The organism is Rhodosalinus sp. 5P4, assembly GCF_041365695.1.
Classification (GTDB): Bacteria; Pseudomonadota; Alphaproteobacteria; order Rhodobacterales; family Rhodobacteraceae; genus Rhodosalinus.
This window is the reverse complement of sequence record NZ_JBGFSJ010000001.1, coordinates 423455-443420: the sequence shown is the minus strand read 5'-3', so window position 1 is coordinate 443420 and position 19966 is coordinate 423455. Positions and strand designations below refer to the sequence as shown.

Here is a 19966-nt window from a genome sequence, read left to right as displayed (position 1 = left end):
CGCCCGCAAGACCGCAGGACGGCGCGTAGGGGTAGTCTCTCCTACCCTGTCGCGTCGCTCGCATCGTCCGCATCGGCGGTAAGGATGTCCATCGCGTCGAAAAGCTCTTCGAAGTCGGCGTGCAAGGCTTCGCGGCTCGACGCGCCCAGGAATATGGCCGCGAGTTCGTGGCTGTATTCGTCGCGGTGCTTCAACTCGCCCAGCCGCAAGCCTTCTTGCACGTAAAGCTGGATCCGCGCGCCGGGAAACCGCTCTTCGAGGGCGCGGATCTCGTCTTCGCCGGGCGCGTGCGTCACGACTTCGTCGTCGGAATGGCCGTAAAGCCGCGGCATGAACTTGGCGGCGTAACGGAATTCACCGCGACGGGCGGGGTAATCGGGCTTTCGCCCCAGCGCCACGTCGAGCATGACCTCCTTGTGGGGCACACCCTCCACCATGTCGAAGATCGGGCTGTGCGACTTGGAAATGCGCGCGTTGATTTCCAGCAGCGACAGGCTGTCCTCTTCCTCGTGGTAGAAATACTCGATGTTGAACGGCGAATTGTCGAGGCCGATGGCCGCGACGACCTCCGCGGCCGAGGCGCGCATCCGCGCTTTCACCGGCTCGGGAAGCGCGGAGGGATACTCATACCGCTCCAGGCTGGAGCGGTTCGACCCCCGGATCGAATCCACGATCCCGTAGATCTCCGTCTCGCCCCGAAACGCGTAGCCCTCGAGCGTGCATTGCGCGCCCTGTGAAATGATTTCCTCGGCGATGCACTGCGCCGCGCCCGCCTCGGCGATCTCGGCGGGCAAATCGGCATATCCCATCAGCACCTCGAGCGGCTCCGCGAACCGCGAGATTCCCGACCGCGTCTGCGCGAGCGCGTGGGCGTAGTCCTCCCGGTTCTCGACCCGAAATCCGAGGATCGAGGAATGGGCGACGACCGGCTTCAGCCAGAACGGATAGTCGAGCGGCGGCGCGTCCGGGTCCGCCTCGAAGGGATCGACGCGCGCGAAACGCGGCACCTGCCGCGGCACGGCGTTTCGCTGAACGCTCCGGCTCCAGTACTTGTGCTGGCAGCGCAGGACGCTTTCGAGGCTGGGGCCCGGGAGACCGAATTCCCGCCGCAGGATCGGCATCATCACGATGGACGGGAAATCCCAGTAACTCACGATGGCGTCGATCGAACCGTCGAAATCGCGCAGCACGCCCCGCGCCTTGTCGAGCAGGGCTTCCATGTCGAAACGCTCGGCATGGGTGATTTCGTCGAAGTCGAAAAGCGTGTGGAACGCGTAATCGTCCGCATGACGCACGTTTTTCAGAAGGCGGAGATTGAACGGGTCTAGCCCCGCGACGAAAACGTTCCTGCGTCGATCGTCGTCCATAGGCCCTCACCCCACCCTTTGCAGAACGGCTGAAAAGGTCTCACACGCGGGCAACCGGGTCAAATCGGCCGGGCGCAAGGGCGCGATGGCCGCCCAGGGCCGGGCCATCGACGCGGGCGCCACTCCGGCGCCCCCCGCGCTCTGTCGTCGAAGGCCCCACGTTGCGGCGCGGCTCAGCCCTCGGGCGCGTGGCGTGCGCCCGTCGCCGCAAGCCGCGCGGGCGCCAGCGCGGCCAGGAGCGCGGGATCGGGCGCGGCGCCGCCGCCGGTCACGAGATGGCGGGCGATCGCGGCGAGGGCGGGCGCGGTCTGCACCCCGTAGCCCCCCTGCCCCGCGAGCCAGAAGAATGCCTCCGCGTCCGCGGCGAAACCCGCCGCCGGCGTGCGGTCGGGCAGGAAGCTGCGAAGCCCGGCCCAGCTGCGCTCCACTCGCTCCACCGCGTGGGTGACCGCCTGTTCGTAGCGCCAGAGCCCCTCGGCCAGCACCATGTCGTCGGGCCAGGCATCGTGCGGGTCCACCGGGTCCTCGTCCGCCGGAGAGACCATGAGCCGCCCGGCATCGGGCTTCGCGTACCAGGTCTCGGTGGCCGAGCCGAAGAGCGGCCAGCGCGCCACGTCACGACCGCCGGGCGGCGGCAGGATCGCCGCCGAGCGCCGGTGCGGCACGAGGCCCAAGGGCGCCACGCCCGCGAGACGCGCCACCTCGTCCGCCCAGGCCCCGGCGGCGTTGACGATCACCGCGGCGCGCTCCGCGCCTTGCCGGGTCTCCACCCGCCACGCGCCGCCCTCCCGCGCGATGGCCGTCACGGGCGCGCCGGTCACGATCCGCCCGCCCCGCGCCCGCAGCAGACGGGCATAACCCTGGAGCGCGCGGTCCACGTCGATGTCGCGGGCGTCGGGCTCCAGCGCGGCGGCCTCCACCGGGCCGGGATCGAGGATCGGCACGAGCTCCGCCGCCTCCCGCGCGCCCAGCCGCTCGATCCCGTCCGCGTCCGCGCAGTAGTCGGCGAAGGCGTCGGCCTCCCCCGCATAGGCCAGCGTCAGCGCGCCGCGCGCGGACAGAAGCGGCGTGTCCGAGATCTCGGAAGCCTCGGCATAGACCGGCTCGGCCAGCGCGTTGAGCGCGCGGAGCGTCGCGTTGCCGTAGTTGCGGATGAAGATCGCCGCCGAGCGGCCGGTGGAATGGTAGCCGAGCGCGGGCTCGGACTCGAGAAGCGTCACCCGCGCCTCCCGGGCGATCTCGGCCGCCGCGCTCACCCCGGCGATGCCGCCGCCGATCACGATGACGTCGGGCGCGCTCATGCCGCGGCGCCGGAGAGCGCGGCGGTCAGGTTGGGCCCGAGATCGGGCGAGAGATAGCCGCCCTCCTGCACGTAGAGCTGCGGGCGCCCGAGCCCGGCGATGGCGCCGGTGATCCGCCCGAAGCCCTCCGTGGTAACGGCGAGGCCCTGGAACGGGTCGTTCACATGGGCGTCGAGCCCGAGCGCCACCACCACCACGTCCGCCCCGAAGGCGTCGATCCGCGCGAGCGCGGTGTCGAGCGCTGCCAGGTAGCCCGCGTCGTCCGTGCCCCGCGGCAGCGCCAGGTTGAGGTTCGCGCCGAGCCCCGCGCCCTCGCCCCGTTCCTGCGGATAGCCCCAGAAGAACGGGTAGAAGCGTTCGGGATGGGCGTGGATCGAGACGGTGAGCACGTCGCCCCGCGCATAGAAGGTCCCCTGCGTGCCGTTGCCGTGATGCACGTCCACGTCGAGGATCGCCGGGCGGCGCCCCGCGCGCAGCAGGTGCTCGGCGGCGATGGCGGCGTTGTTGAGGAAACAGAACCCGCCCGCGAGGTCGCGGTAGGCGTGGTGGCCCGGCGGGCGCGAGAGCGCGTAGACGGCGCGCGCGCCCCCCAGCACGAGATCGGCCGCCGAAAGCGCCGTCTGCGCCGACCAGTAGGCCGCCTCCCAGGTGTGCTCGGCGATCGGGCAGGCCGTGTCCGCCTGGTGCCAGCCCGCCTGCCCCACCGCCGATTTCGGGTAGCCGTCGGCCCGGCTCGCCGGGTGGATGTTGGGGATGACCTCCTCGCCCGCCCCCTCGATACGCCGCCAGCGCAGGTAGATGGTGCGCAGGAAATGCAGGTATTCCGGCGAGTGCACCGCGGCGAGCGGCCCCATCCCGTGATCGGCCGGCGGATCGAAGACGCAGCCCGCCGCCTCGGCGGCCGCCTTCAGCCGGGCGATGCGCTCGGGCTGCTCGGGGCTCGGCAGGCGGGTGCCGTTCGCCATGAAGAATTTCGGGTCGTGCCGCCACTGGCGGTCGTCGAACACGGCTTTCATCGCTCTTTCTCCAGGGCCGCGAAACCGGCCTCGCTCAGCATCATGCGGGTCTGCCCCGTCACCGGCGCGAAGCCGAGCCTTACGTAGAAGGCCCGCGCCGCGCGGCTGTCCTCGTAGACCGCGAGGGTGAGGAAGAGCGCCCCCCACTCGCGGCGCGCATCCGCCGCCGCCGCGGCCAGCAGGCGCCGCCCGAGCCCCCGGCCGCGCGCATCCTCCGCCACCCAGAGATCGGAGACATAAAGCCCCGCCCCGCCGGCCACGGTGGAGAAGACCGGCGAGTAGAGCGCGAGGCCCGACGGCGCGTCGCCGGCGATCTGGGCGCGCGCCACGCCGCGCGAGAGCGCGGCGGCAAGCTCCGCCTCCCCGGCGCGGTGATCATCGCCCAGATCGGCCGAGAGGCGGGCGAGCCCCTCGGAAAGCGCCGACATGTCGTCGGGCCCTGCGGTGCGGATCGAAACCGTCATGTCAGATCGCCGTCGCCGCCGCGCCCTTGAGACCCAGAATCTCGCGCGCCTCGTCTGGGCTGGCGGGCGTGCGGCCCAGCTCTTCCACGATGCGCCGGACCTTGGCCACCTGCTGGGCGTTGCTCTGCGCAAGTTCGCCCGGCCCGATGGTCAGGCTGTCCTCGAGCCCCACGCGCACATGCCCGCCCATGGCGGCAGCCTTCGCCGCGAAGGGCATCTGGTAGCGCCCGGCGGCCAGCACCGAGAAGGCGTAGTCAGAGCCGAAGAGCTTGTCGGCGATGCGCTTCATGTGGATCAGGTTCTCGGGGTCGGCGCCGATCCCGCCGAGGACGCCGAAGACGAACTGGATGAAGAAGGGCGGCGCCACAAGCCCGCGATCGGCGAAATGGCGCAGCATGTAGAGATGGCCCACGTCGTAGCACTCGAACTCGAAGCGCGCGCCGCGCTCCCGGCCGAGCGCGGTGAGGATGCGCGCGATGTCGCGCGGCGTGTTCCTGAAGACGAGGTCGTCGGAGCCCTCCAGGAACGGCTTCTCCCAGTCGTGGATCCACTCTTCCACCCGTTCCGCCATGGGATAGAGGGCGAAGTTCATCGTGCCCATGTTGAGCGAACACATCTCGGGGCGCGCCTCCATCGGCGCGGCGAGCCGCTCTTCGAGGGACATGACCGCGCTGCCCCCGGTGGAGAGGTTCAGCACCGCGTCGGTGGCCGCGGCAATGCGCGGCAGGAAGGCGCGGAAATGGGCGGGATCGGCCGAGGGCTGCCCCGTTTCGGGATCACGGGCGTGCAGGTGCAGGATCGCCGCGCCGGCCTCCGCGGCCTCCACCGCCTGCGCCGCGATCTCCTCGGGCGTCACCGGCAGGTAGGGCGACATGGAGGGCGTGTGGATCGAGCCCGTGATCGCGCAGGTGATCAGGATCGGCGGCATCAGGCCACCGCCGCCATCTCGGCACTGAACTCCGCGAGCGTCTCGTCGAGAAGCCCCGCGATCTCGTCGATCTGCGCCTCGGTGACGATGAGGGGCGGCGCGACGATGACGTGATCCCCGGCGTAGCCGCCGCGCGTGCGGCGCGAATAGACGATGAGCCCCCGCGCATAGGCCAGCTCCACGAAGCGGTGAAACGCCGCCCGGCCGGGCGGCAGGGGGGCCATCGACTGCCGGTCGGCCACGAACTCGAAGGCGGTGAGCAGCCCCTTGCCGCGCACGTCGCCGATGAGCGGGTAGCGCTGGCGGAGCGCATCGAGCCGCTCCATGAGGCGCGCGCCCATGCGCTCGGCGTTCTCCACGAGGCCCTGGCGCTCGATCTCCTCGATCACGGCGAGGCCCGCGGCACAGGCGAGCGGGTTGCCGGCATAGGTGTAGCCGTGCAGGAAGCCGCCCGCGTCGAGCACGGGCTCCACCAGCCGCGCGCCCACGGCCATCGCGCCCAAGGGCACGTAGCCCGCCGCGAAGCCCTTGGAGAGCACCATGATGTCGGGCGTGATCCCCCAGTGCTCGGCGGCGGTGAAGCGCCCGGTGCGCCCCGCCCCGGTCATCACCTCGTCGAAGATCAGCAGGATGCCGTAATGCCGGCAGATCTCGGCCACCCGCTCCATGTAGCCCGCGGGCGGCACCAGCGCGCCCGTGGAGGCCCCGCCCACCGGCTCCACGATGAAGGCGAGCACGCTTTCCGGGCCTTCCTCCTCGATCTTCGCGGCCAGCATGTCGGCATAGTGCCGCCCCGTGGCCGGGTCGGCGGGGTCCAGCCCGTCGAGATAGGCGCGCGGCGCGGGCACGCGCGGCATCATCCGCATCATCGGCTCGAACGGGTCGGTCAGCGCGTTGTAGCCCGTCACCGCGAGCGCCCCGAGCGTGGAGCCGTGATAGGACGGGAAGCGCGAGATCACCTTCCAGCGGCCGCCCTGCCCCGTGGCGAGCGCCCATTGCCGGGCGAGCTTCAGCGCGCTTTCCACGGCCTCGGATCCGCCCGAGACGAAGAACACGCGGTCCAGCTCGTCCGGGAGAAGCGCGGCGGTCCTGCGCGCCAGCGCCTCGCTCGCCTCGGTCTCGAAATGCAGCCGGTAGCCGAAGGTGGACCGCTCCATCTGCGCGCGCATGGCGGCCAGCACGTTCGGGTTGGAATGGCCGATGTTGCAGACCATCGCGCCCGACGAGCCGTCGATGTAGCGCTTGCCGTCCACGTCCCACATGTAGATGCCGCGCGCCTGGTCGAGCACCGGGCGGCGCTGACGGCCCTGGTAGAAGAGATGCGATGGCGGACGCTCGGTCATGGGCCTACCCCTCCGGCAGCGCCGCGCAGTCGCGCGGACGCAGGTGCAGCGTGACGGCATCTCCCTCGGCGAAGGGATGCTCGTCGATCATGTTGATGGCTTGCAATTGGCACTCCCCGGCGCGCACGAAATAGCGCACCGCCTGGCCCTGGTAATCCACCGTCTCGACGGTGGCGTCAACGCAGGCCGCACCCTCCCGCGTCGCGCCGCGCGGGGCGAGCGTCAGCTTTTCGGCCCGGATCACCAGCTTGGCCGCGCCCTCGCTTCCGACATGGGGCGCCTTCCCGGCGGGCACGGGGATGCGGCCGAAGACCGCCTCCTCCAGCACCACGGCGCCGCCCTCGCGGCCGGCGACCCGCGCGGGCAGGATGTTCGAGGCGCCGAGGAAACGGGCCACGAACTCGCTCGCGGGGGTGTTGTAGACCTCCTCGGGGGTGCCCACCTGCTCGACCCGGCCGTCCGACATCACCACGATCCGGTCGGACATCGCCAGCGCCTCGGACTGGTCGTGGGTCACGAAGACCGTGGTGACGTTGATCTGGTCCTGGATGCGCTTGAGTTCCACGCGCATGTCCTCGCGCAGGTTGGCGTCGAGCGCCGAGAGCGGCTCGTCGAGAAGCAGCACGTCGGGCTCGATCACGATGGCGCGGGCGAGCGCGATGCGCTGCTGCTGCCCGCCCGACAGCGCCTTGGGATAGCGATCCCCCACCTGCGGCAGTTGCACGAGATCGAGCACCCGCTGCACCCGCCCCGCGATCTCGGATTTCGCCACGTCGCGGTATTTCAAACCGAAAGCCACGTTCTCGGCCACGGTCTTGTGTGGGAAAAGCGCGTAGTTCTGGAAGACGAGCCCAAGGTTGCGCTTGTGGATCGGCACGTCGTTCATGCGCCTGCCGCCGATCAGGATCTCGCCCTCGGAGGGGTCGAGAAGCCCGGCGATCATGCGCAGGTTCGTCGTCTTGCCGCAGCCCGACGGCCCGAGAAGCGTGACGAAGGCGCCCTCCTCGATCTCGAGGTCGGTCGGATGGACGGCGGTGAAGCTGCCGAAACGCTTCACGATATTCCTGAGCTGGACAGAGCTCATTCAGACAACCTCCTTGCATCGGGGGCGGCCGCGCGCCCCCGGAAATCCGGCCCGGGCACCCGGCCTGCCGCGCGTCCCTTGCCGCCCGGGCCCGGCGCGGCGCCGCGTCATGCGCACCGTTTCCGCGACCCTTCGACCGGCGCGGCCCCGTCGACGGGACCGCGCCCTGTCCTCAATACCCGCGCTGCACGCGGCTGAACTGCTTGGACCACTCCGCCTCGTTGCCGTTCCAGTATTCCGGATCGGCGAAGGTGAGGCCCGAGAGCGTGCCCGTTGGATCGTAGGCCGGCAGCGTCGGGATCTTGTCGCCGAGATCCACCTTGGTCCCGTCGAGTGCGGGCGGATAGTTCTGCCCCTCGGCCACCGCGATCGAGGTCTCGGGCGCCAGCATGAAGTTCAGAAGCTCCTCGCAGGCCGAGACCGGCGAGCCCTTGATCACGAAAAGACACTCCTGCCAGCCGAACCCGCTCGGCGGGTCGTAATAGCCGATGTCGTGGCCCTGCTCCTGCAGCGCGGCGATGCGGCCCGACCAGCCCTCGGTGACGTAGATCTCCTCCTCGGCGAGAAGGCTCATCAGTTCCGCGCCCGAGCCCCAGTATTTCAGCGCGAGGTCGCGGTGCTGGCGGATCGCGTCCCAGACGGCGTCCATGTCCTGGATGTCGTTCGGGTCCTGCCCGGTCTGAAGCGCCCCGTACCAGATCCGCGTGCGCCAGTCCGACCAGCCGCCGATCTTGCCCTCGTAGGCCGCGTCGATCAGGATGCGCGCGCCCTTCTCCTGCATTTCCTCGTCGGAGATGTGCTTTCGGTTATAGGCAAGCCCCGTGGTCCCGTAATTGTAGGGAACCGCCGACAGCGCGTCGGGCGTGATCGCGCGGTAGGGCTCGACGAGCCGCGTCATCACCAGCTCGAAGTTGGGGATGTTCGCCAGGTCGAGCTCGGTCGTCAGGTCGAAGTTCCGGTACCGCGCGTAGTCGAACACGCCCGAGAGGTGGGCGATGTTGTACTCGCCCGGCTGGCTCGCGCGCACCTGGGCGAGATATTCGTCCCCGCCCGAGAAGGTGCCGTCCACCACCTCGATGCCGGTCTTGCCGGTGTAGGGATCGAAGGCGTGTTCGCGGAACGCCTCCGACACCACGCCGCCCCAGCCGTCGAAGCGGATCTGGCTCACGTCCTGGGCGTGGGCGTAGCGCGCGAAGGGCGTCTGCATCCCGTAGGCCAGCCCCGCCGCGCCGATGAGGCCAAGAAAGCCCCGGCGGTCGATGTCGCCGTTCCGGTAACGCTCCAGCAGTCGTTCGTAACGCGTTGTATCGTCTATTTTCCTGGTCATCTTCACCTCCTTGTCGGTCTGGGGTTGGGAGCGGCGGTTTTCACCCGCCGCTTCTGGTTGCGAGGGCCCGCGCCAGTGCCAGCCCCAGAAGGGGCAGGCCCACCGTCATGAGGATCATGACCGTGCCGAGCGCGTTGATCTCGGGAGAAATGGAATTCCGCAGCATCGAGAAGATCTGCGTGGGGACCGTCTCGACGCCGCCCGGCTTCCAGAACAGCGTGCCGGTGATGTCGTCGAAGCTGATGGTGAAGGCGAAGAGCGCGCCGGCCAGCACCGCCGGCAGCATGAGCGGCAGGGTGATCTCGAAGAAGGTCTGCACCGGCGAGGCGCCGAGCGACATCGCGGCCTCCTCCACGTCGCGGCGGATCGCCACCAGACGCGCCTGCACCACGAGGATCACGAAGGGCAGCGTGAAGATCACGTGCCCCAGAAGGAGCATCGTGAAGCTCTTGCCCAGTTCCAGGAAGTTCAGGAAGAGCAGCAGCGCCACGGCAAGCACCACCTCGGGCACGAGGATGGGCGCGATCAGGAGCGTCGTGATCATGTTCGCCGCCGGCACCCGGTAGCGCACCAGCGCGAGCGAGGCGAGCACGCCGAGCGTGGTGGAGATGATCGCCGTCAGCAGCCCAAGCGCGATGGAGGTGCGGAAGGCGCGCAGGATCGCCTCGTTCTGCGCCAGCTCCACGAACCAGCGAAACGAAAAGCCCGTCATGGGAAAGCTGCCGAACTGGCTCGCGTTGAAGCTGAGCAGCACCACCACCGCCACCGGCAGGAACATGAAGCCGTAGACCAGAAGCGTCCAGAAACGCACGAGATTCCAGCCGAGCCCCCCCATCAGCCGAGCCCCTTGGCCAGTTGCGCCATGCCGAGATAGCGGTTGTAGATCAGCACCAGCGCGCCCAGCACGATCAGCAGCATGAGCGAGAGCGCGGAGCCCAGCGGCCAGTTGAGCTGGGTGATGATCGCCTCGTAGACGAGGTTGGCGAACATCGCATCACGCGGCCCGCCCAGCACCATCGGCGTGATGTAGGTGCCCGCGCCCAGCACGAAGCACAGCAGCCCGCCCGCCGCGAGGCCAGGGAGCGAGAGCGGCAGCGTCACCTGCAGGAAGGCCTGCCACCGGGTGGCGCCGAGCGAGGTCGCCGCGTCCTCGAGGTTGGTGTCGATCCCGTCGAGGCTCACGAACACGTTGAGCACCATGAAGGGCAGCAGGAAATGCACGAGGCCCAGGATCACGGTGGTCTCGTTGTAAAGCATCTGCACCGGCTCCGCGGTGATCCCGAGGGTCATCAGCAGCCAGTTCAACGCGCCGGAGACGCCCAGGATGTTGATCCAGCTCATCGTGCGGATGATGTAGCTGATCCAGAAGGGAAGGATCAGGAGAAGCAGAAGGATCGCCTTGTTTCCCTTTGACCTCGCGATGAAATAGGCCGCCGGATATCCCATGAGCGCGCATACGAGCGTCGTGATCCCGGCGATCTTCAGCGTGCCCAGCAGGATGTCCCGGTAGAACGCATCGGTCAGCGCCTCCTGCCAGTTCGCGAGCGAAAGCGCCGGAATGTCCGCGCCCGTCGCCGAGCTCAGCCAGAAGGAATAGACCACGATGAAGAGAAGCGGCACGAACAGCAGGAAGGTGACCGCCGTCAGTGCGGGCGAAAGCAGGATCCAGGGCTGGCGGGCTTCGCGGGCCTCGACGGACATGCACAGTCCTCGAAATGACGGTTTCGAGCGAAGCTTGACCCCTCGTCCGGGTATAGATCAAATAGTTAACGAGAATTGTCATTATTGATAGAGTCTATGATCCATGGATCTGCCCGACGATCGCCGCGCGCCCGAGCGCACCATGCGAGAGCTGGACTGGAACCTCCTGCGCACCTTCGTCGTGCTGTCGGAATCGCGATCGGTGACGGAGGCCGCGAACCGGCTGCGACTGGCGCAGCCCTCCGTTTCGGCGGCGCTGAAGCGGCTGGAGGCGCGCATCGGCAAGCGCCTCATCGACCGTGGCCCGGGACGGTTCCGCCTGACCGAGGCGGGCGAGCGTCTCAAGCGCGAGGCGGTGGACATCCAGGGGTCGATCCTGCGCATCGCCACGCTCATGCGCGAGCTTCCCGACGAGATCAGCGGCCATGTCCGCCTCGCCGTGGCCAGCCACGTGGTCTGCCCGCTCTTCGACCGGGTGCTCGCGGAATTTCACGCGTGCCACCCCAAGGCCACGCTTTCCATCGACGTGCACACCAGCGCCGAGGCCGTCGCGCGGGTCACCGACAAGAGCGCGACGCTCGCCGTCTGCCTCGTGCGCGAGCGCAACCCGCGGCTTGAATACAGCCGGCTATATCGCGAATATTTCGGCCTTTTCTGCGGCCCGTCGCATCCGCTTTTCGGGCGAGAGGGCCTTGCCGTCGGCGATCTGGCGGGGCAGGACGCGGTCAGCTTCGAGACCGACCGGCTGGGCGACGTGCTGCGCCCGGTGACGCTCATGCGTGCCGAGGCGCGGATGGGCGAGCGGGTGATCGGCGTCTCCAGCCACCTCGAAGAGGTGCGGCGGATGATCGTCGCGGGGCTCGGCGTGGGCTCGCTTCCCGTGCACGTCGCGGCGCGCGACATGGCCGACGGGCTGCTCTGGCAGCTGCCGCCCTACGAGGCGCTGCCCGCCATCGACGTGCACGTGGTGTGGAACCCCAGGACACGCATGAACCGCGCCGAGTCCTCCTTTCTAAAGCTGTTGCAGGCGGCCATCGAAACCACGCCGATCGAGGCGCGGACCTACCGCTGAGGCGGCGCGTCGCGGGACTGGCCGTGCGGCCCGCCCTACCCGCCCTCCGTCTCGGGCGGATCGCTCAGCAGGTCCCGCAAGTGCCTGTCGTAAAGCGCCTCGACGCCCGCGCGGTTCAGGTGGTCCGTGTCGAAATAGAATTCCGGCGCGTCGAGCGCGGCGGACAGGTCCACAAGCGGCACGCCCGCCGCGTCGAGGGTCCGCGACAGCGCCGCCTCGAACGCCGGGGGGCGCGGCGCGGCTGCGCGGAACGCCTCGGGCACGGGCAGGCGCAGCACCACGACCCGCGTGCCCACCGATCCGAGCCTGTCGAGAAGACGGGCGAAATCCTCCAGCGCCGGCCGCGCCTGCGCGAGTTCCGCGCCACCGGGGTAAAGGAACTCCATCCGCGCCCGCACGGCGTGGCGCGAAGGCCGGTGCACGCGGTCGAACGCGGCCTCCCCCTCCCAGCCCTGCGCCGGGAAACGCTCCGGCGGGTTCAGCTTCGAAAACCCGGTGAGATAGTCGAGCAGCGCGCGGGGATCGACACCCTCCGCCCTCACCGCCCCCGCCAGCAGCGCGACGGTCGAGGCCCGCAGCGGCGTCAGGCGCAGCAGGGCGCGATCCTCGATACGCCCCGCGTTCCAGCGCCGATCGAAGAAGGCGAAATCGTCCAGCACGTAAAGCGCGCGTGCAGGCGCCACGTCACGGAGGGCCTGATCGGCCACCATCCGCATGTAAAGCGGCCCGGCCCCCGTTTCGGCGAGGATCAGCATCCGTTGTCCGGTGTCCTCCTCGAACCGCCGGGGCACCTCTCCCCAGTCGAGGGGCAGCGCGTGCGACGCGCCGAGGACGACCCAGTCCGCTGCCGCGCCCCGCGCGGCCAGCAGCCGCTGGAACGGCGCCTCCGCGCTGGCCCGGGCCACGCGGAATTCGGCGATCACGGCGGCGGCGGCGTAAAGTGCGAGGAACCCCGCCGCAAAGAGCCCGAGCTCTGCCCAGCTCGGTCGGGCCCGCTTGAGGTTTTGATCAGAACTGCATGTAGACAAAGCTTTCTCCCTGCCAGCGGCCAAGCAGCAAGAGGGCGAAGAGCGCGGCGTACCAGCCTGCCCAGCGCAAGGCGCGCGGCGCCCTCGCAAGGCGCAGGCGGATGGCGCGGCTTTCCTGCGCGGCCTCGCACAAGAGCAGCCCCGCCACGAGCGCGGCGAGAAAACCGTGCTCGGCGGTGAAGGGGTAGCGCGCGACGAGCCCGGGAAGCTCCGGCAGCGCCGCCCAGATGCGCCGGGCCACGGTCACGCCGTCGGAAAGCCCGCCCGCACGGAAGAAGATCCAGCTCACGAGAACGAGGTGGAAGACGACGAGCGCCGCGAGGATCGCGTAGGCCCGCGCCCAGGGCGACCCCTCGAGCCGCGCGGCCAGGCGCGCGCGCCAGGGCGCGAGCGCGCGCTCGGCACAGAGATAGATGCCGTTCAGCGCCCCCCAGACGACGAAGCCCGCGCCGATCCCGTAGCCGAGCCCCGCGTGCCAGACCCCGCTGACGACGAAGACGACCATGATCGCGGCATAGACCCGCAGCGGGCCCGCCCGCCGGCCCAGGAGCGGGCGGAAGAGATAGTCGCGGAACCATTGCGACAGCGAGATGTGCCAGCGCTCCGACCAGAACGCGCCGATGGAGGTGGCGAAATACGCGCGGCGGAAATTGCGGTTGAGCTCGATCCCGAAAAGCCGCGAACTGCCCCGCGCGATATCGGTGTAGCCCGAGAAGTCGCAGTAGATCTGGAAGGCGAAGAAATAGGTTGCGAGCAGAAGCTCCATCGGCACCGCGTAGGCGGGCGCGGCGTAGGCGCGATCCACGAAGGGCGCGAGGTTGTCGGCCACCACGACCTTTTTCACCAGCCCCCAGACGATGAGTTGCGCCGCGCCCGCCACGAGCGCGGGATGCAGGCGCGGCGCCTGGCCCAGCTCCGCGGCGAAGGGCTTCGCCCGCTCGATCGGGCCGGCGAGGATCTTCGGGAACCAGGCGAGCAGAAGAAGCTCCTGCCCCGGCGTCGCGCCGAGCGCCCGCGCCTGCCGGTAGCGGTCCGCCAGCAGCGCGATGGCCGTGAAGGCGTAGAAGGAGAAGCCAGGCGGCGCCTCGAGCCCCAGTTCGAGCGGCAGGCCGAGCGCCGCGACGGCCGCGTCGTGATACTTGAGCGCCCACATGAGGGCCAGGATTGCGCCCACCCCGGCCCAGAGCGCCGCCCCCCGCCCCGCCGCGTCTTCCCGGGCAAGCCGCCGGCCCGCCGCCAGCGCGACCGCCGCCACCGCGCCCAGCGCGACGAGGTGCGACAGCCCGAAGGAGGCGTAGAAGCCAAGGCTCGCCAGGACCAGCACGGGCAGCCGGGCGCGGCCCGGCAGCGCCCAGGCGGCGAGCGCGACGGCCGGAAGAAAGATCAGGTAGCCGAGGGAGGTGAACAGCATCCCCGCCCCCGGCCCCGCGCCTCAGTAGGAGGCGCCGCCCGCGCGCAACTCGCGGGGGATGAGGTCGATCGGGATGCCCGCATTGACCACCAGGTACTCCGCGAGCAGCCGGCGGTCGGCCTCGGTCATCTCGATCTCGATGTGGCTGGGCGAGTTCATGGTGCCGAGCCACGCCTCGACGGTGCGGTCCTGCGTGACCGTCACCGTGATGATGTGACAGGACTGGCAGAGCGCGAGCGCGAGGTCGCGCCCGTCGCGCGGCATCTCGCCCCCGGGGTCGAAGGGCGCGCGCGCCGCGAGATACTGGGCGAGCGTCTCGGTCTGCCACTGGTCGAGGTCCGTATCCCCGAGGCGGGCCATCCACGCGTCCTCGTCGACGTCCTCGGTCGCCACGGCCCGCGCGAGTCCCTCCGGCGCGTTTCCGTCGAGAAGCCCCGCGAGCAGCGTCCGCCCTCCATCGGGGATGAAGGAGAAGATGTCGTCCTCCTGGGCAAGCGCCAGCCCGGCGGCGAGCCCCGCGACGGCGGTGGCGGAGAAGGCGAGGTATCTCGGCGGTCTCATGGGCGCATCTCCCTCGGGTCTGGGCTCAGAAACGAAGCTCGGGCGGCACGTCGCCAACCTTCATCGGCATGTTGAGCGCCGAGTAGGTCGCGAAGGTGGCGCGCTCCGTCTCCGTCATCGGTATCTCGAGGTGGAAGGGCGCCTTGAAGGTGCTCTTCCACCCCTCCACGTCGCGGTCATGCGTCAGGTAGCCGGTGAACATGGAATGGCAGAACTGGCACTGCGCGACGGCGAGGTCCTTCCCGTCGGGCGGCAGGAGCGCGGGATCGCCGCTGTCCGCCAGACGCTCCAGCACGTCGGTCCCGACGGGAAAATTCAGCTCGGCATAGGCGGCGAAGGTCCGGGCGGCGACATCCTCGATGTCCGGGGCCCGCGACCGCGCCCACGCCGTCCAGGCGTCCGCGTCGGCCTCGCGCCCCGCGGTCCTCGCCAGCAGGGCCGGATCGTCCCCGCCCAGCCGCTCGGCGAGGATCGTCCGGCCGCCGGGCGGCATGAAGCCGAACGTGTCGCCCCCTTGGGCGAAGGCCGCCGCGCCCGCCAGCGCGACAGACAGCGCCGCGGCGCGGGGTCCGGAACCTGTCATCCCCCGCCCCCCTCATCCGGCGCGAGGCGGAAGACCGGCACGGAAAGATGCCGCGCCGCGCGCGCCTCGGGAAATCCCGAGCCGCGCAGCCTGTCGAGCCGCATCGCCGTCTCGTCGTCGTAGAAACGCTCGTTGCAGCCGGTGCAGACGAGCGCGGGCACGTCCTCGACCACCACGAGGCGCTCGCCCTCCCAAAGCGCGGTCTGCACCCACGTCTCTTGCAGGTGGCCGCCCCGGCACAGGTCGCACACCGGGGCGGCGGGCAGGTCGGCGCGCGCCTCAGAGAAGGGCACGGGCCGCCTCCACCACGTTTTCGGGGCCCGGCCGCATCCACAGGAACATCTCCGGCGAGGCGGGCGGCGGCGCGTCCGGGAAGGCCACGCGCTTGACCTTCACCCCGTCCACGTTCTCCACCGCGCGCGCGATCACCTCCGCGCCCGGGCAGAGCGTGTAGTAGGACTGGTCCACCGTAAGCAGCCGCCTGGTCTTGGCCACCGAGGTCACGATGGTCTCGGTGTCCATCTGGTTGAGCGCGCGCAGGTCGATCACCTCCACGCTCGCGCCCTCGCCGGTGAGCGTCTCGGCGGCCTCGAGCGCGGTGCGCATCCCCGCGCCCGAACTCACGATGGTCAGGTCGCTTCCCTCCATTCGCACGGCGGCCTTGTCGAGCGGCACCTCGAACGCCTCGTCCGGCACCTCCTCGGTGAGCGTCCGCAGCCCCGCCGGGTAGAGGTAGACGACCGGGTCGGGCGAGCGCAGCGCGGCGTGCATCAGCCCCTTGGCGTCATGGGGCGTGGACGGGATCACCGTGCGCACGCCGGGGATGTGCATGTAGTAGCTGTCCTCCTCGTAGCAGGAGTGCTGCTGTCCGAAGCCCGGCGTCTGTCCGGTCATCTCGATGATCCAGACCACCGGCACCGAGGCCCGTCCGCCGGTCTTGTGGCGCAGCTTGCTGGCCACGTTCTGGATCACCTCGAAGGGCATGCACGCGCCCTGGTAGGGGATGTAGGTGGCCGACTTCGACCCCGCGAGGCCCGCGCCGATCACCGCCGAGGCCATCCAGTTCTCGTCGATGCCGGTGTTGACCACGCGCTTTCGCCCGAACTCGGTCTCCAGGTTGATCACCGGCTGGCCCGGGTTCGAGGCCACCGGCGGGGTCAGTTCGAAGATCCAGGTCATCGCCGGGTCTTCGCGCATCTCGTGCTGCACGGCCTCGAGGACCGAATACATCCAGCTTTTCTGTGCCATCTTGGTATCCTCCGGTCAGCGGGCCATCATCCGAATTGACGGGCGGGCACGGTGCCTTCGGCAAACACGTGCTTGAGCCCGTCCTCGGGGTTGCAAAGCGGCTGCGAGAGCCCCCATTCGAAGGCGGCCTCGATCTCGGCCTTGACCTCCTTCTCGATATCGGCCGCGCCGGCCTCGTCGGTCACGCCCCAGTCCACCAGCACGCGGCGGCAGATATCCACCGGATCGCGCTGCATCCATTCGCGCAGCTCGCGCTCGGGCCGGAAGGAGGTGATCGCCAGCGGGTCGTATCCGAAGGCGCCGAGTTCGCCCTCCTTGGCGCCGGGCGCGCCCCAGTGGTTGTAGTAGCGGTAGGTCTTGGCCTCGATGAAGCTTGGCCCCCCGCCGGCGCGCGCGCGCTCCACGGCCTCTTTCGCCGCGTTGTAGACCTGCATCACGTCCTGCCCGTCCACCGTGCGCGACGGGATGCCGTAGGCGGCCGCGGCCGAGGCGATGTCCTCGTGCGGGCACGACAGCGAGTAATGCGCGTACTGGTGATAGAGGTTGTTCTCGCACACGTAGATGAGCGGCAGGTCCAGAAGCTTCGCGTTGTTGAGGGTGGAGTGGAAATGCGGCGCGGCGTAGTTGCCGTCGCCGGCGAAGACCACCGCGACCTGGTCGGATCCCCGCGCGCGGAACGCGAAGGCCGAGCCGCTGGCGATCACCGGCGCGGGCCCGATCATGCCGTCGGCGCCGGCGAAGCCCACATCGGGGTCGGCGATGTGCATCTCGGCGCCGTAGCCGCCGTTCATGCCGGTGGCGCGAAAGTCCATCTCGGCGACCATCTTCGGAATGTCGACGCCCTTGGCGATGGCGTGCCCCGAGGGCCGGTGCGACGAGTAGACGAGGTCGAGCTGGTCGCGCGGGCCCGAATTGCGCAGGTTGGCGCAGACGCCGGTCGCCACGGCCTCCTGGCCCGCGTAGAAGTGATTGTAGCCGCGATAATCCGGGTTCGTCAGCATCTGGTCGGCCTGCGTGCGCTCATGCCAGCGGATGCGCAGGATCGTGCGATACATGTCGATCAGCTTTTCGTCCGGCAGGTCGTGGGCGTAGTAGGGCACCTCCACCTGGCCCCAGGCCCGGCGGCCGACCGAGACGGCGGCTCCCGTCAGGGCGGCGAGTTTCAGGAAGCCGCGCCGCGAGTTCGACGCGGGCACATCCTCGCATCCGGTCTCCGCGACCGGGGTATCGGCAGTGTCGTGCATGGTTTTCCTCCCGAGTTCGGCGCGGATGCCCCGCGCCCCGCGGTCGCCGGACTCCTCCCTTCCGGGACCGCTTGGGGGCAGGATACGCCCGGCCCGGCGCCGAATCATTGATGGCGCACAACGCTCCTGTCGCCGCGCGGGCCGATCACTTGCCACGGCGCGGGGCCCGGGGCGCCCTGCGCGCCGACCGGGTCGAGCCGCGCGAGCAGCCTGAGGCCCGCGATGTCGGGGATCCGGTAGCGGTGGCGGGCCAGCGTCTCGACCAGCCCCTCGTCCGCGAGCCCCCTGACCACGCGGCTCACCGTTTCGACGGTGGTGTCGGACATGTCCGCCCAGTCGCCGCGCGACACCCGCATCGTCACGCGCAGACTGCCGTCGGGCAGACGGTCCACCGGCATGCACTCGGTCGCCTGAACGAGAAACGCGATGACCCGTTCCCGGCTCGTCAGCCGGCCGCGCAGCCAGATCGCGTCCTGCAGGCGTCGCAGATGCGCGGCGGCGTTGTCGAGGATCCGGTGCCGCAGCGCGGTGTCCCGCCCGAAGGCCGCGCGGAAGGCGGCGCCCGAGATCTCGCAGACCTCGGTGTCGCTCGCCGCCTCGACCGAAAAGCCCAGCGCGCGCCCGGGAAAGGCCGGCACCACGTCTCCCGCCGCGAGGAGCGCCATCACCACCCGGTCGCCGTCGCACCCGAAGCGCAACATGCGCAGATAGCCGCGCCGCAGCAGGAAGAGACGTTCCGGCAACTCCCCTTCGTGGACGAGGGTCTCGCCCTTGGCGAGATGGCGCACGCGCACGCCGCTCAACGCGGCGAACCGGCAGTCCCCGCCCGTGCGAAGCTCGCATGTCCCGCAAACCCGCTTGGACGGCAGTGTGGCGATATCGGTCATGGTCTCTCTCCGCTGATGCGATGACTCTCGAAAGATTGCAGAACCGTCGCGCGCAGCGTCGTTTCTGGCAGGATCACGAGGTTGCGCGGCTCTTCCAGAATGACGGTGGACCAGAGCGCGGGCGGCGCGGCGGCGCGCAGCGCCGACAGCATCCGGGGTTCGGCGAAAACGGCCAGCCGGGTGAAATCCCCGGCCACGCGATGGGTGTCGAGAAACCGCAGAAGCGTGCGCGCGAATTGCGCGACGTCTTCCTCGGGCCCGGCTGCGGTGCCCGGCGCGGCGCCGGACAGCGCGGCGCGGATGCCGCGCGCCTGCGGCCGCTCCACGAGTTCCGTCGGCGGGTCGGCATCCCCGCCGCCACGCTCGAGGCCGCGCAGGATGCGCGCGCGCACGCAATCCGACACCAACGCCCAGATCCGAAACGCAACCATTCCCCCTCCCGCGAATGATCGGGCCTCGATCCGAGCATCAACCTTCCGTAACGTCATTGACTGCCGTCAACCGATCCGCATTGTGCGATAATCGGAAAGTGCTGCGTCCCGGACGATAGCCGTGCTACCTTTGTCGTCTGGCGTGCAGTGACCACCGCGCGGTGGCATGGGGGGACCTTATGATCGAAACGAAGCCTGCCAGGCAGGACGGGCCCAGGGACGGTTGCGGCCTGAGCGCCATGCCCTTGTTCCGCGCGCTTCCCGCAACCGTGCGGACGGAGCTGGCCGCCATGGCCAAGCCCATCCGCTACGCCCGCGACGAGACTGTCTTTCCCGCCCATGTGCCGCAGGATCACGTGGGCTGCGTCACCCGGGGCGTGCTGAGGCTGGAGAAGCTGCTTTCCGACGGACAGCAGCAGATCATCGGCATCCTCGTGGCCTCCGACATGTTCGGCCGGATGTTCGACGGGCCCCTCGGCTACGCGATCGAGGCCGCCACCGACGCCGAGGTCTGCCTGTTCCGCCGCGGGCCGTTCGAGGATCTGCTGGGACGGTCGCCGGAACTCGAGAAGCTGGTGATCCTCAACATCCTGAACGAGGTGGACGCGGCGCTCGAATGGGTGGGCGTGCTCGCCAACCGCAAGGTTTCGGCCCGGGCGGCCTCCTTCCTGCTGATGCTCTGCCGCCGCTGGGCCGCGCAGACCGGCGCGCTCTCGCTCGACCACGGGCGGATCGAGGTGACCGTGCCGCTCCGCCGGCACGACCTCGCGCTTTTCCTCGGCACCCGCCCCGAGACGCTGAGCCGCGCCTTCCATAGCCTGGCAGAGGACGGCTTCATCGCCATGCACTCCCCCTACCGGTTCGAGATCCGCGACCTCGACGGGCTGACACGGCTTTCGGGGCAGGACTATCTCTCGGACACCGACCCGCTTCTGCAACTGGCGCGCGCCGCGTCGAACAGCTGAACGCG

21 protein-coding genes are annotated in these 19966 nt (G+C 69.9%); 2 read left to right on the top strand and 19 right to left on the bottom strand.

Translation table 11 applies throughout. The features are described from left to right. Positions 1-41: 41 nt before the first annotated feature. The 10 genes from AB6A69_RS02220 to AB6A69_RS02175 all read right to left on the bottom strand — a co-directional run bounded on the left by AB6A69_RS02220 (position 42) and on the right by AB6A69_RS02175 (position 10531). Positions 42-1367: an acetyl-CoA carboxylase biotin carboxylase subunit family protein gene (locus tag AB6A69_RS02220; RefSeq protein ID WP_371059485.1), complete on the bottom strand. Its 1326-nt coding sequence runs from the start codon at positions 1365-1367 to the stop codon at positions 42-44. A gap of 173 nt (positions 1368-1540) precedes the next feature. Further along, entirely contained in the window at positions 1541-2668 is a 1128-nt protein-coding gene (locus tag AB6A69_RS02215; protein ID WP_371059484.1) for an NAD(P)/FAD-dependent oxidoreductase, read from the bottom strand. Further along, positions 2665-3684 (bottom strand): histone deacetylase family protein, encoded by a 1020-nt coding sequence (locus AB6A69_RS02210; RefSeq protein ID WP_371059483.1) that lies wholly within the window; start codon positions 3682-3684, stop codon positions 2665-2667. Before AB6A69_RS02210 ends, AB6A69_RS02215 begins: the two co-directional genes overlap by 4 nt. Then, complete coding sequence (locus tag AB6A69_RS02205) at positions 3681-4148, bottom strand: GNAT family N-acetyltransferase (RefSeq protein WP_371059482.1); 468 nt, start codon at positions 4146-4148, stop codon at positions 3681-3683. Before AB6A69_RS02205 ends, AB6A69_RS02210 begins: the two co-directional genes overlap by 4 nt. A gap of 1 nt (position 4149) precedes the next feature. Then, a complete protein-coding gene (locus tag AB6A69_RS02200; protein WP_371059481.1) occupies positions 4150-5076 on the bottom strand; it encodes a 3-keto-5-aminohexanoate cleavage protein in 927 nt (308 codons plus the stop codon). Then, positions 5076-6419: an aspartate aminotransferase family protein gene (locus AB6A69_RS02195; protein ID WP_371059480.1), complete on the bottom strand. Its 1344-nt coding sequence runs from the start codon at positions 6417-6419 to the stop codon at positions 5076-5078. The genes AB6A69_RS02200 and AB6A69_RS02195 overlap by 1 nt, the downstream gene beginning before the upstream one ends. 4 nt (positions 6420-6423) lie before the next feature. Then, positions 6424-7503: an ABC transporter ATP-binding protein gene (locus AB6A69_RS02190; protein ID WP_371059479.1), complete on the bottom strand. Its 1080-nt coding sequence runs from the start codon at positions 7501-7503 to the stop codon at positions 6424-6426. A gap of 172 nt (positions 7504-7675) precedes the next feature. Further along, positions 7676-8818, bottom strand: coding sequence for a PotD/PotF family extracellular solute-binding protein (locus AB6A69_RS02185; RefSeq protein WP_371056537.1), 1143 nt, complete (start codon positions 8816-8818; stop codon positions 7676-7678). A 52-nt stretch (positions 8819-8870) separates the two neighbouring features. Further along, entirely contained in the window at positions 8871-9665 is a 795-nt protein-coding gene (locus AB6A69_RS02180) for an ABC transporter permease (protein ID WP_371056526.1), read from the bottom strand. Next, entirely contained in the window at positions 9665-10531 is an 867-nt protein-coding gene (locus AB6A69_RS02175) for an ABC transporter permease (RefSeq protein WP_371036363.1), read from the bottom strand. Before AB6A69_RS02175 ends, AB6A69_RS02180 begins: the two co-directional genes overlap by 1 nt. Positions 10532-10634: 103 nt before the next feature. Here AB6A69_RS02175 and AB6A69_RS02170 point away from each other — a divergent pair, with 103 nt between their 5' ends. Next, positions 10635-11603, top strand: a complete 969-nt coding sequence (locus tag AB6A69_RS02170; RefSeq protein ID WP_371059478.1) for a LysR family transcriptional regulator — start codon at positions 10635-10637, stop codon at positions 11601-11603. Between the two features lie 35 nt (positions 11604-11638). Here AB6A69_RS02170 and AB6A69_RS02165 read toward each other — a convergent pair whose 3' ends face one another. The 9 genes from AB6A69_RS02165 to AB6A69_RS02125 form a co-directional block, all read right to left on the bottom strand. Next, entirely contained in the window at positions 11639-12526 is an 888-nt protein-coding gene (locus AB6A69_RS02165) for a hypothetical protein (protein WP_371059477.1), read from the bottom strand. An 85-nt stretch (positions 12527-12611) separates the two neighbouring features. Beyond that, positions 12612-14042 carry an MBOAT family protein gene (locus AB6A69_RS02160; RefSeq protein ID WP_371059476.1) on the bottom strand — a complete coding sequence of 477 codons (1431 nt, stop codon included), beginning with the start codon at positions 14040-14042 and terminating at the stop codon, positions 12612-12614. A 21-nt stretch (positions 14043-14063) separates the two neighbouring features. After that, positions 14064-14603 (bottom strand): hypothetical protein, encoded by a 540-nt coding sequence (locus AB6A69_RS02155; RefSeq protein ID WP_371059475.1) that lies wholly within the window; start codon positions 14601-14603, stop codon positions 14064-14066. Positions 14604-14628: 25 nt separating this feature from the next. Next, positions 14629-15186: a hypothetical protein gene (locus AB6A69_RS02150; protein ID WP_371059474.1), complete on the bottom strand. Its 558-nt coding sequence runs from the start codon at positions 15184-15186 to the stop codon at positions 14629-14631. Next, the gene (locus AB6A69_RS02145) at positions 15183-15479 is read right to left on the bottom strand and encodes a type II toxin-antitoxin system MqsA family antitoxin (RefSeq protein WP_371059473.1); all 297 of its coding nucleotides are present in this window, start codon (positions 15477-15479) and stop codon (positions 15183-15185) included. Before AB6A69_RS02145 ends, AB6A69_RS02150 begins: the two co-directional genes overlap by 4 nt. Beyond that, positions 15466-16434, bottom strand: a complete 969-nt coding sequence (locus AB6A69_RS02140) for an alpha-ketoacid dehydrogenase subunit beta (protein ID WP_371059472.1) — start codon at positions 16432-16434, stop codon at positions 15466-15468. Before AB6A69_RS02140 ends, AB6A69_RS02145 begins: the two co-directional genes overlap by 14 nt. A gap of 26 nt (positions 16435-16460) precedes the next feature. After that, complete coding sequence (locus AB6A69_RS02135) at positions 16461-17678, bottom strand: thiamine pyrophosphate-dependent dehydrogenase E1 component subunit alpha (RefSeq protein ID WP_371059471.1); 1218 nt, start codon at positions 17676-17678, stop codon at positions 16461-16463. 104 nt (positions 17679-17782) lie between these two features. Continuing rightward, entirely contained in the window at positions 17783-18565 is a 783-nt protein-coding gene (locus AB6A69_RS02130; protein WP_371059470.1) for a Crp/Fnr family transcriptional regulator, read from the bottom strand. After that, complete coding sequence (locus AB6A69_RS02125) at positions 18562-18996, bottom strand: host attachment protein (RefSeq protein WP_371059469.1); 435 nt, start codon at positions 18994-18996, stop codon at positions 18562-18564. The genes AB6A69_RS02130 and AB6A69_RS02125 overlap by 4 nt, the downstream gene beginning before the upstream one ends. Before the next feature lie 290 nt (positions 18997-19286). Here AB6A69_RS02125 and AB6A69_RS02120 point away from each other — a divergent pair, with 290 nt between their 5' ends. Then, complete coding sequence (locus AB6A69_RS02120) at positions 19287-19961, top strand: Crp/Fnr family transcriptional regulator (RefSeq protein ID WP_371036374.1); 675 nt, start codon at positions 19287-19289, stop codon at positions 19959-19961. Positions 19962-19966 lie beyond the last annotated feature (5 nt).

Coding starts and splice junctions, on each gene's coding strand:
- AB6A69_RS02200 (WP_371059481.1), bottom strand. CDS start 5,076: ATGCCGCCGATCCTGATCACCTGCGCGATCACGGGCTCGATCCACACG.
- AB6A69_RS02155 (WP_371059475.1), bottom strand. CDS start 14,603: ATGAGACCGCCGAGATACCTCGCCTTCTCCGCCACCGCCGTCGCGGGG.
- AB6A69_RS02140 (WP_371059472.1), bottom strand. CDS start 16,434: ATGGCACAGAAAAGCTGGATGTATTCGGTCCTCGAGGCCGTGCAGCAC.
- AB6A69_RS02180 (WP_371056526.1), bottom strand. CDS start 9,665: ATGGGGGGGCTCGGCTGGAATCTCGTGCGTTTCTGGACGCTTCTGGTC.
- AB6A69_RS02210 (WP_371059483.1), bottom strand. CDS start 3,684: ATGAAAGCCGTGTTCGACGACCGCCAGTGGCGGCACGACCCGAAATTC.
- AB6A69_RS02130 (WP_371059470.1), bottom strand. CDS start 18,565: ATGACCGATATCGCCACACTGCCGTCCAAGCGGGTTTGCGGGACATGC.
- AB6A69_RS02150 (WP_371059474.1), bottom strand. CDS start 15,186: ATGACAGGTTCCGGACCCCGCGCCGCGGCGCTGTCTGTCGCGCTGGCG.
- AB6A69_RS02135 (WP_371059471.1), bottom strand. CDS start 17,678: ATGCACGACACTGCCGATACCCCGGTCGCGGAGACCGGATGCGAGGAT.
- AB6A69_RS02190 (WP_371059479.1), bottom strand. CDS start 7,503: ATGAGCTCTGTCCAGCTCAGGAATATCGTGAAGCGTTTCGGCAGCTTC.
- AB6A69_RS02170 (WP_371059478.1), top strand. CDS start 10,635: ATGGATCTGCCCGACGATCGCCGCGCGCCCGAGCGCACCATGCGAGAG.
- AB6A69_RS02125 (WP_371059469.1), bottom strand. CDS start 18,996: ATGGTTGCGTTTCGGATCTGGGCGTTGGTGTCGGATTGCGTGCGCGCG.
- AB6A69_RS02195 (WP_371059480.1), bottom strand. CDS start 6,419: ATGACCGAGCGTCCGCCATCGCATCTCTTCTACCAGGGCCGTCAGCGC.
- AB6A69_RS02220 (WP_371059485.1), bottom strand. CDS start 1,367: ATGGACGACGATCGACGCAGGAACGTTTTCGTCGCGGGGCTAGACCCG.
- AB6A69_RS02160 (WP_371059476.1), bottom strand. CDS start 14,042: ATGCTGTTCACCTCCCTCGGCTACCTGATCTTTCTTCCGGCCGTCGCG.
- AB6A69_RS02215 (WP_371059484.1), bottom strand. CDS start 2,668: ATGAGCGCGCCCGACGTCATCGTGATCGGCGGCGGCATCGCCGGGGTG.
- AB6A69_RS02205 (WP_371059482.1), bottom strand. CDS start 4,148: ATGACGGTTTCGATCCGCACCGCAGGGCCCGACGACATGTCGGCGCTT.
- AB6A69_RS02120 (WP_371036374.1), top strand. CDS start 19,287: ATGGCCAAGCCCATCCGCTACGCCCGCGACGAGACTGTCTTTCCCGCC.
- AB6A69_RS02175 (WP_371036363.1), bottom strand. CDS start 10,531: ATGTCCGTCGAGGCCCGCGAAGCCCGCCAGCCCTGGATCCTGCTTTCG.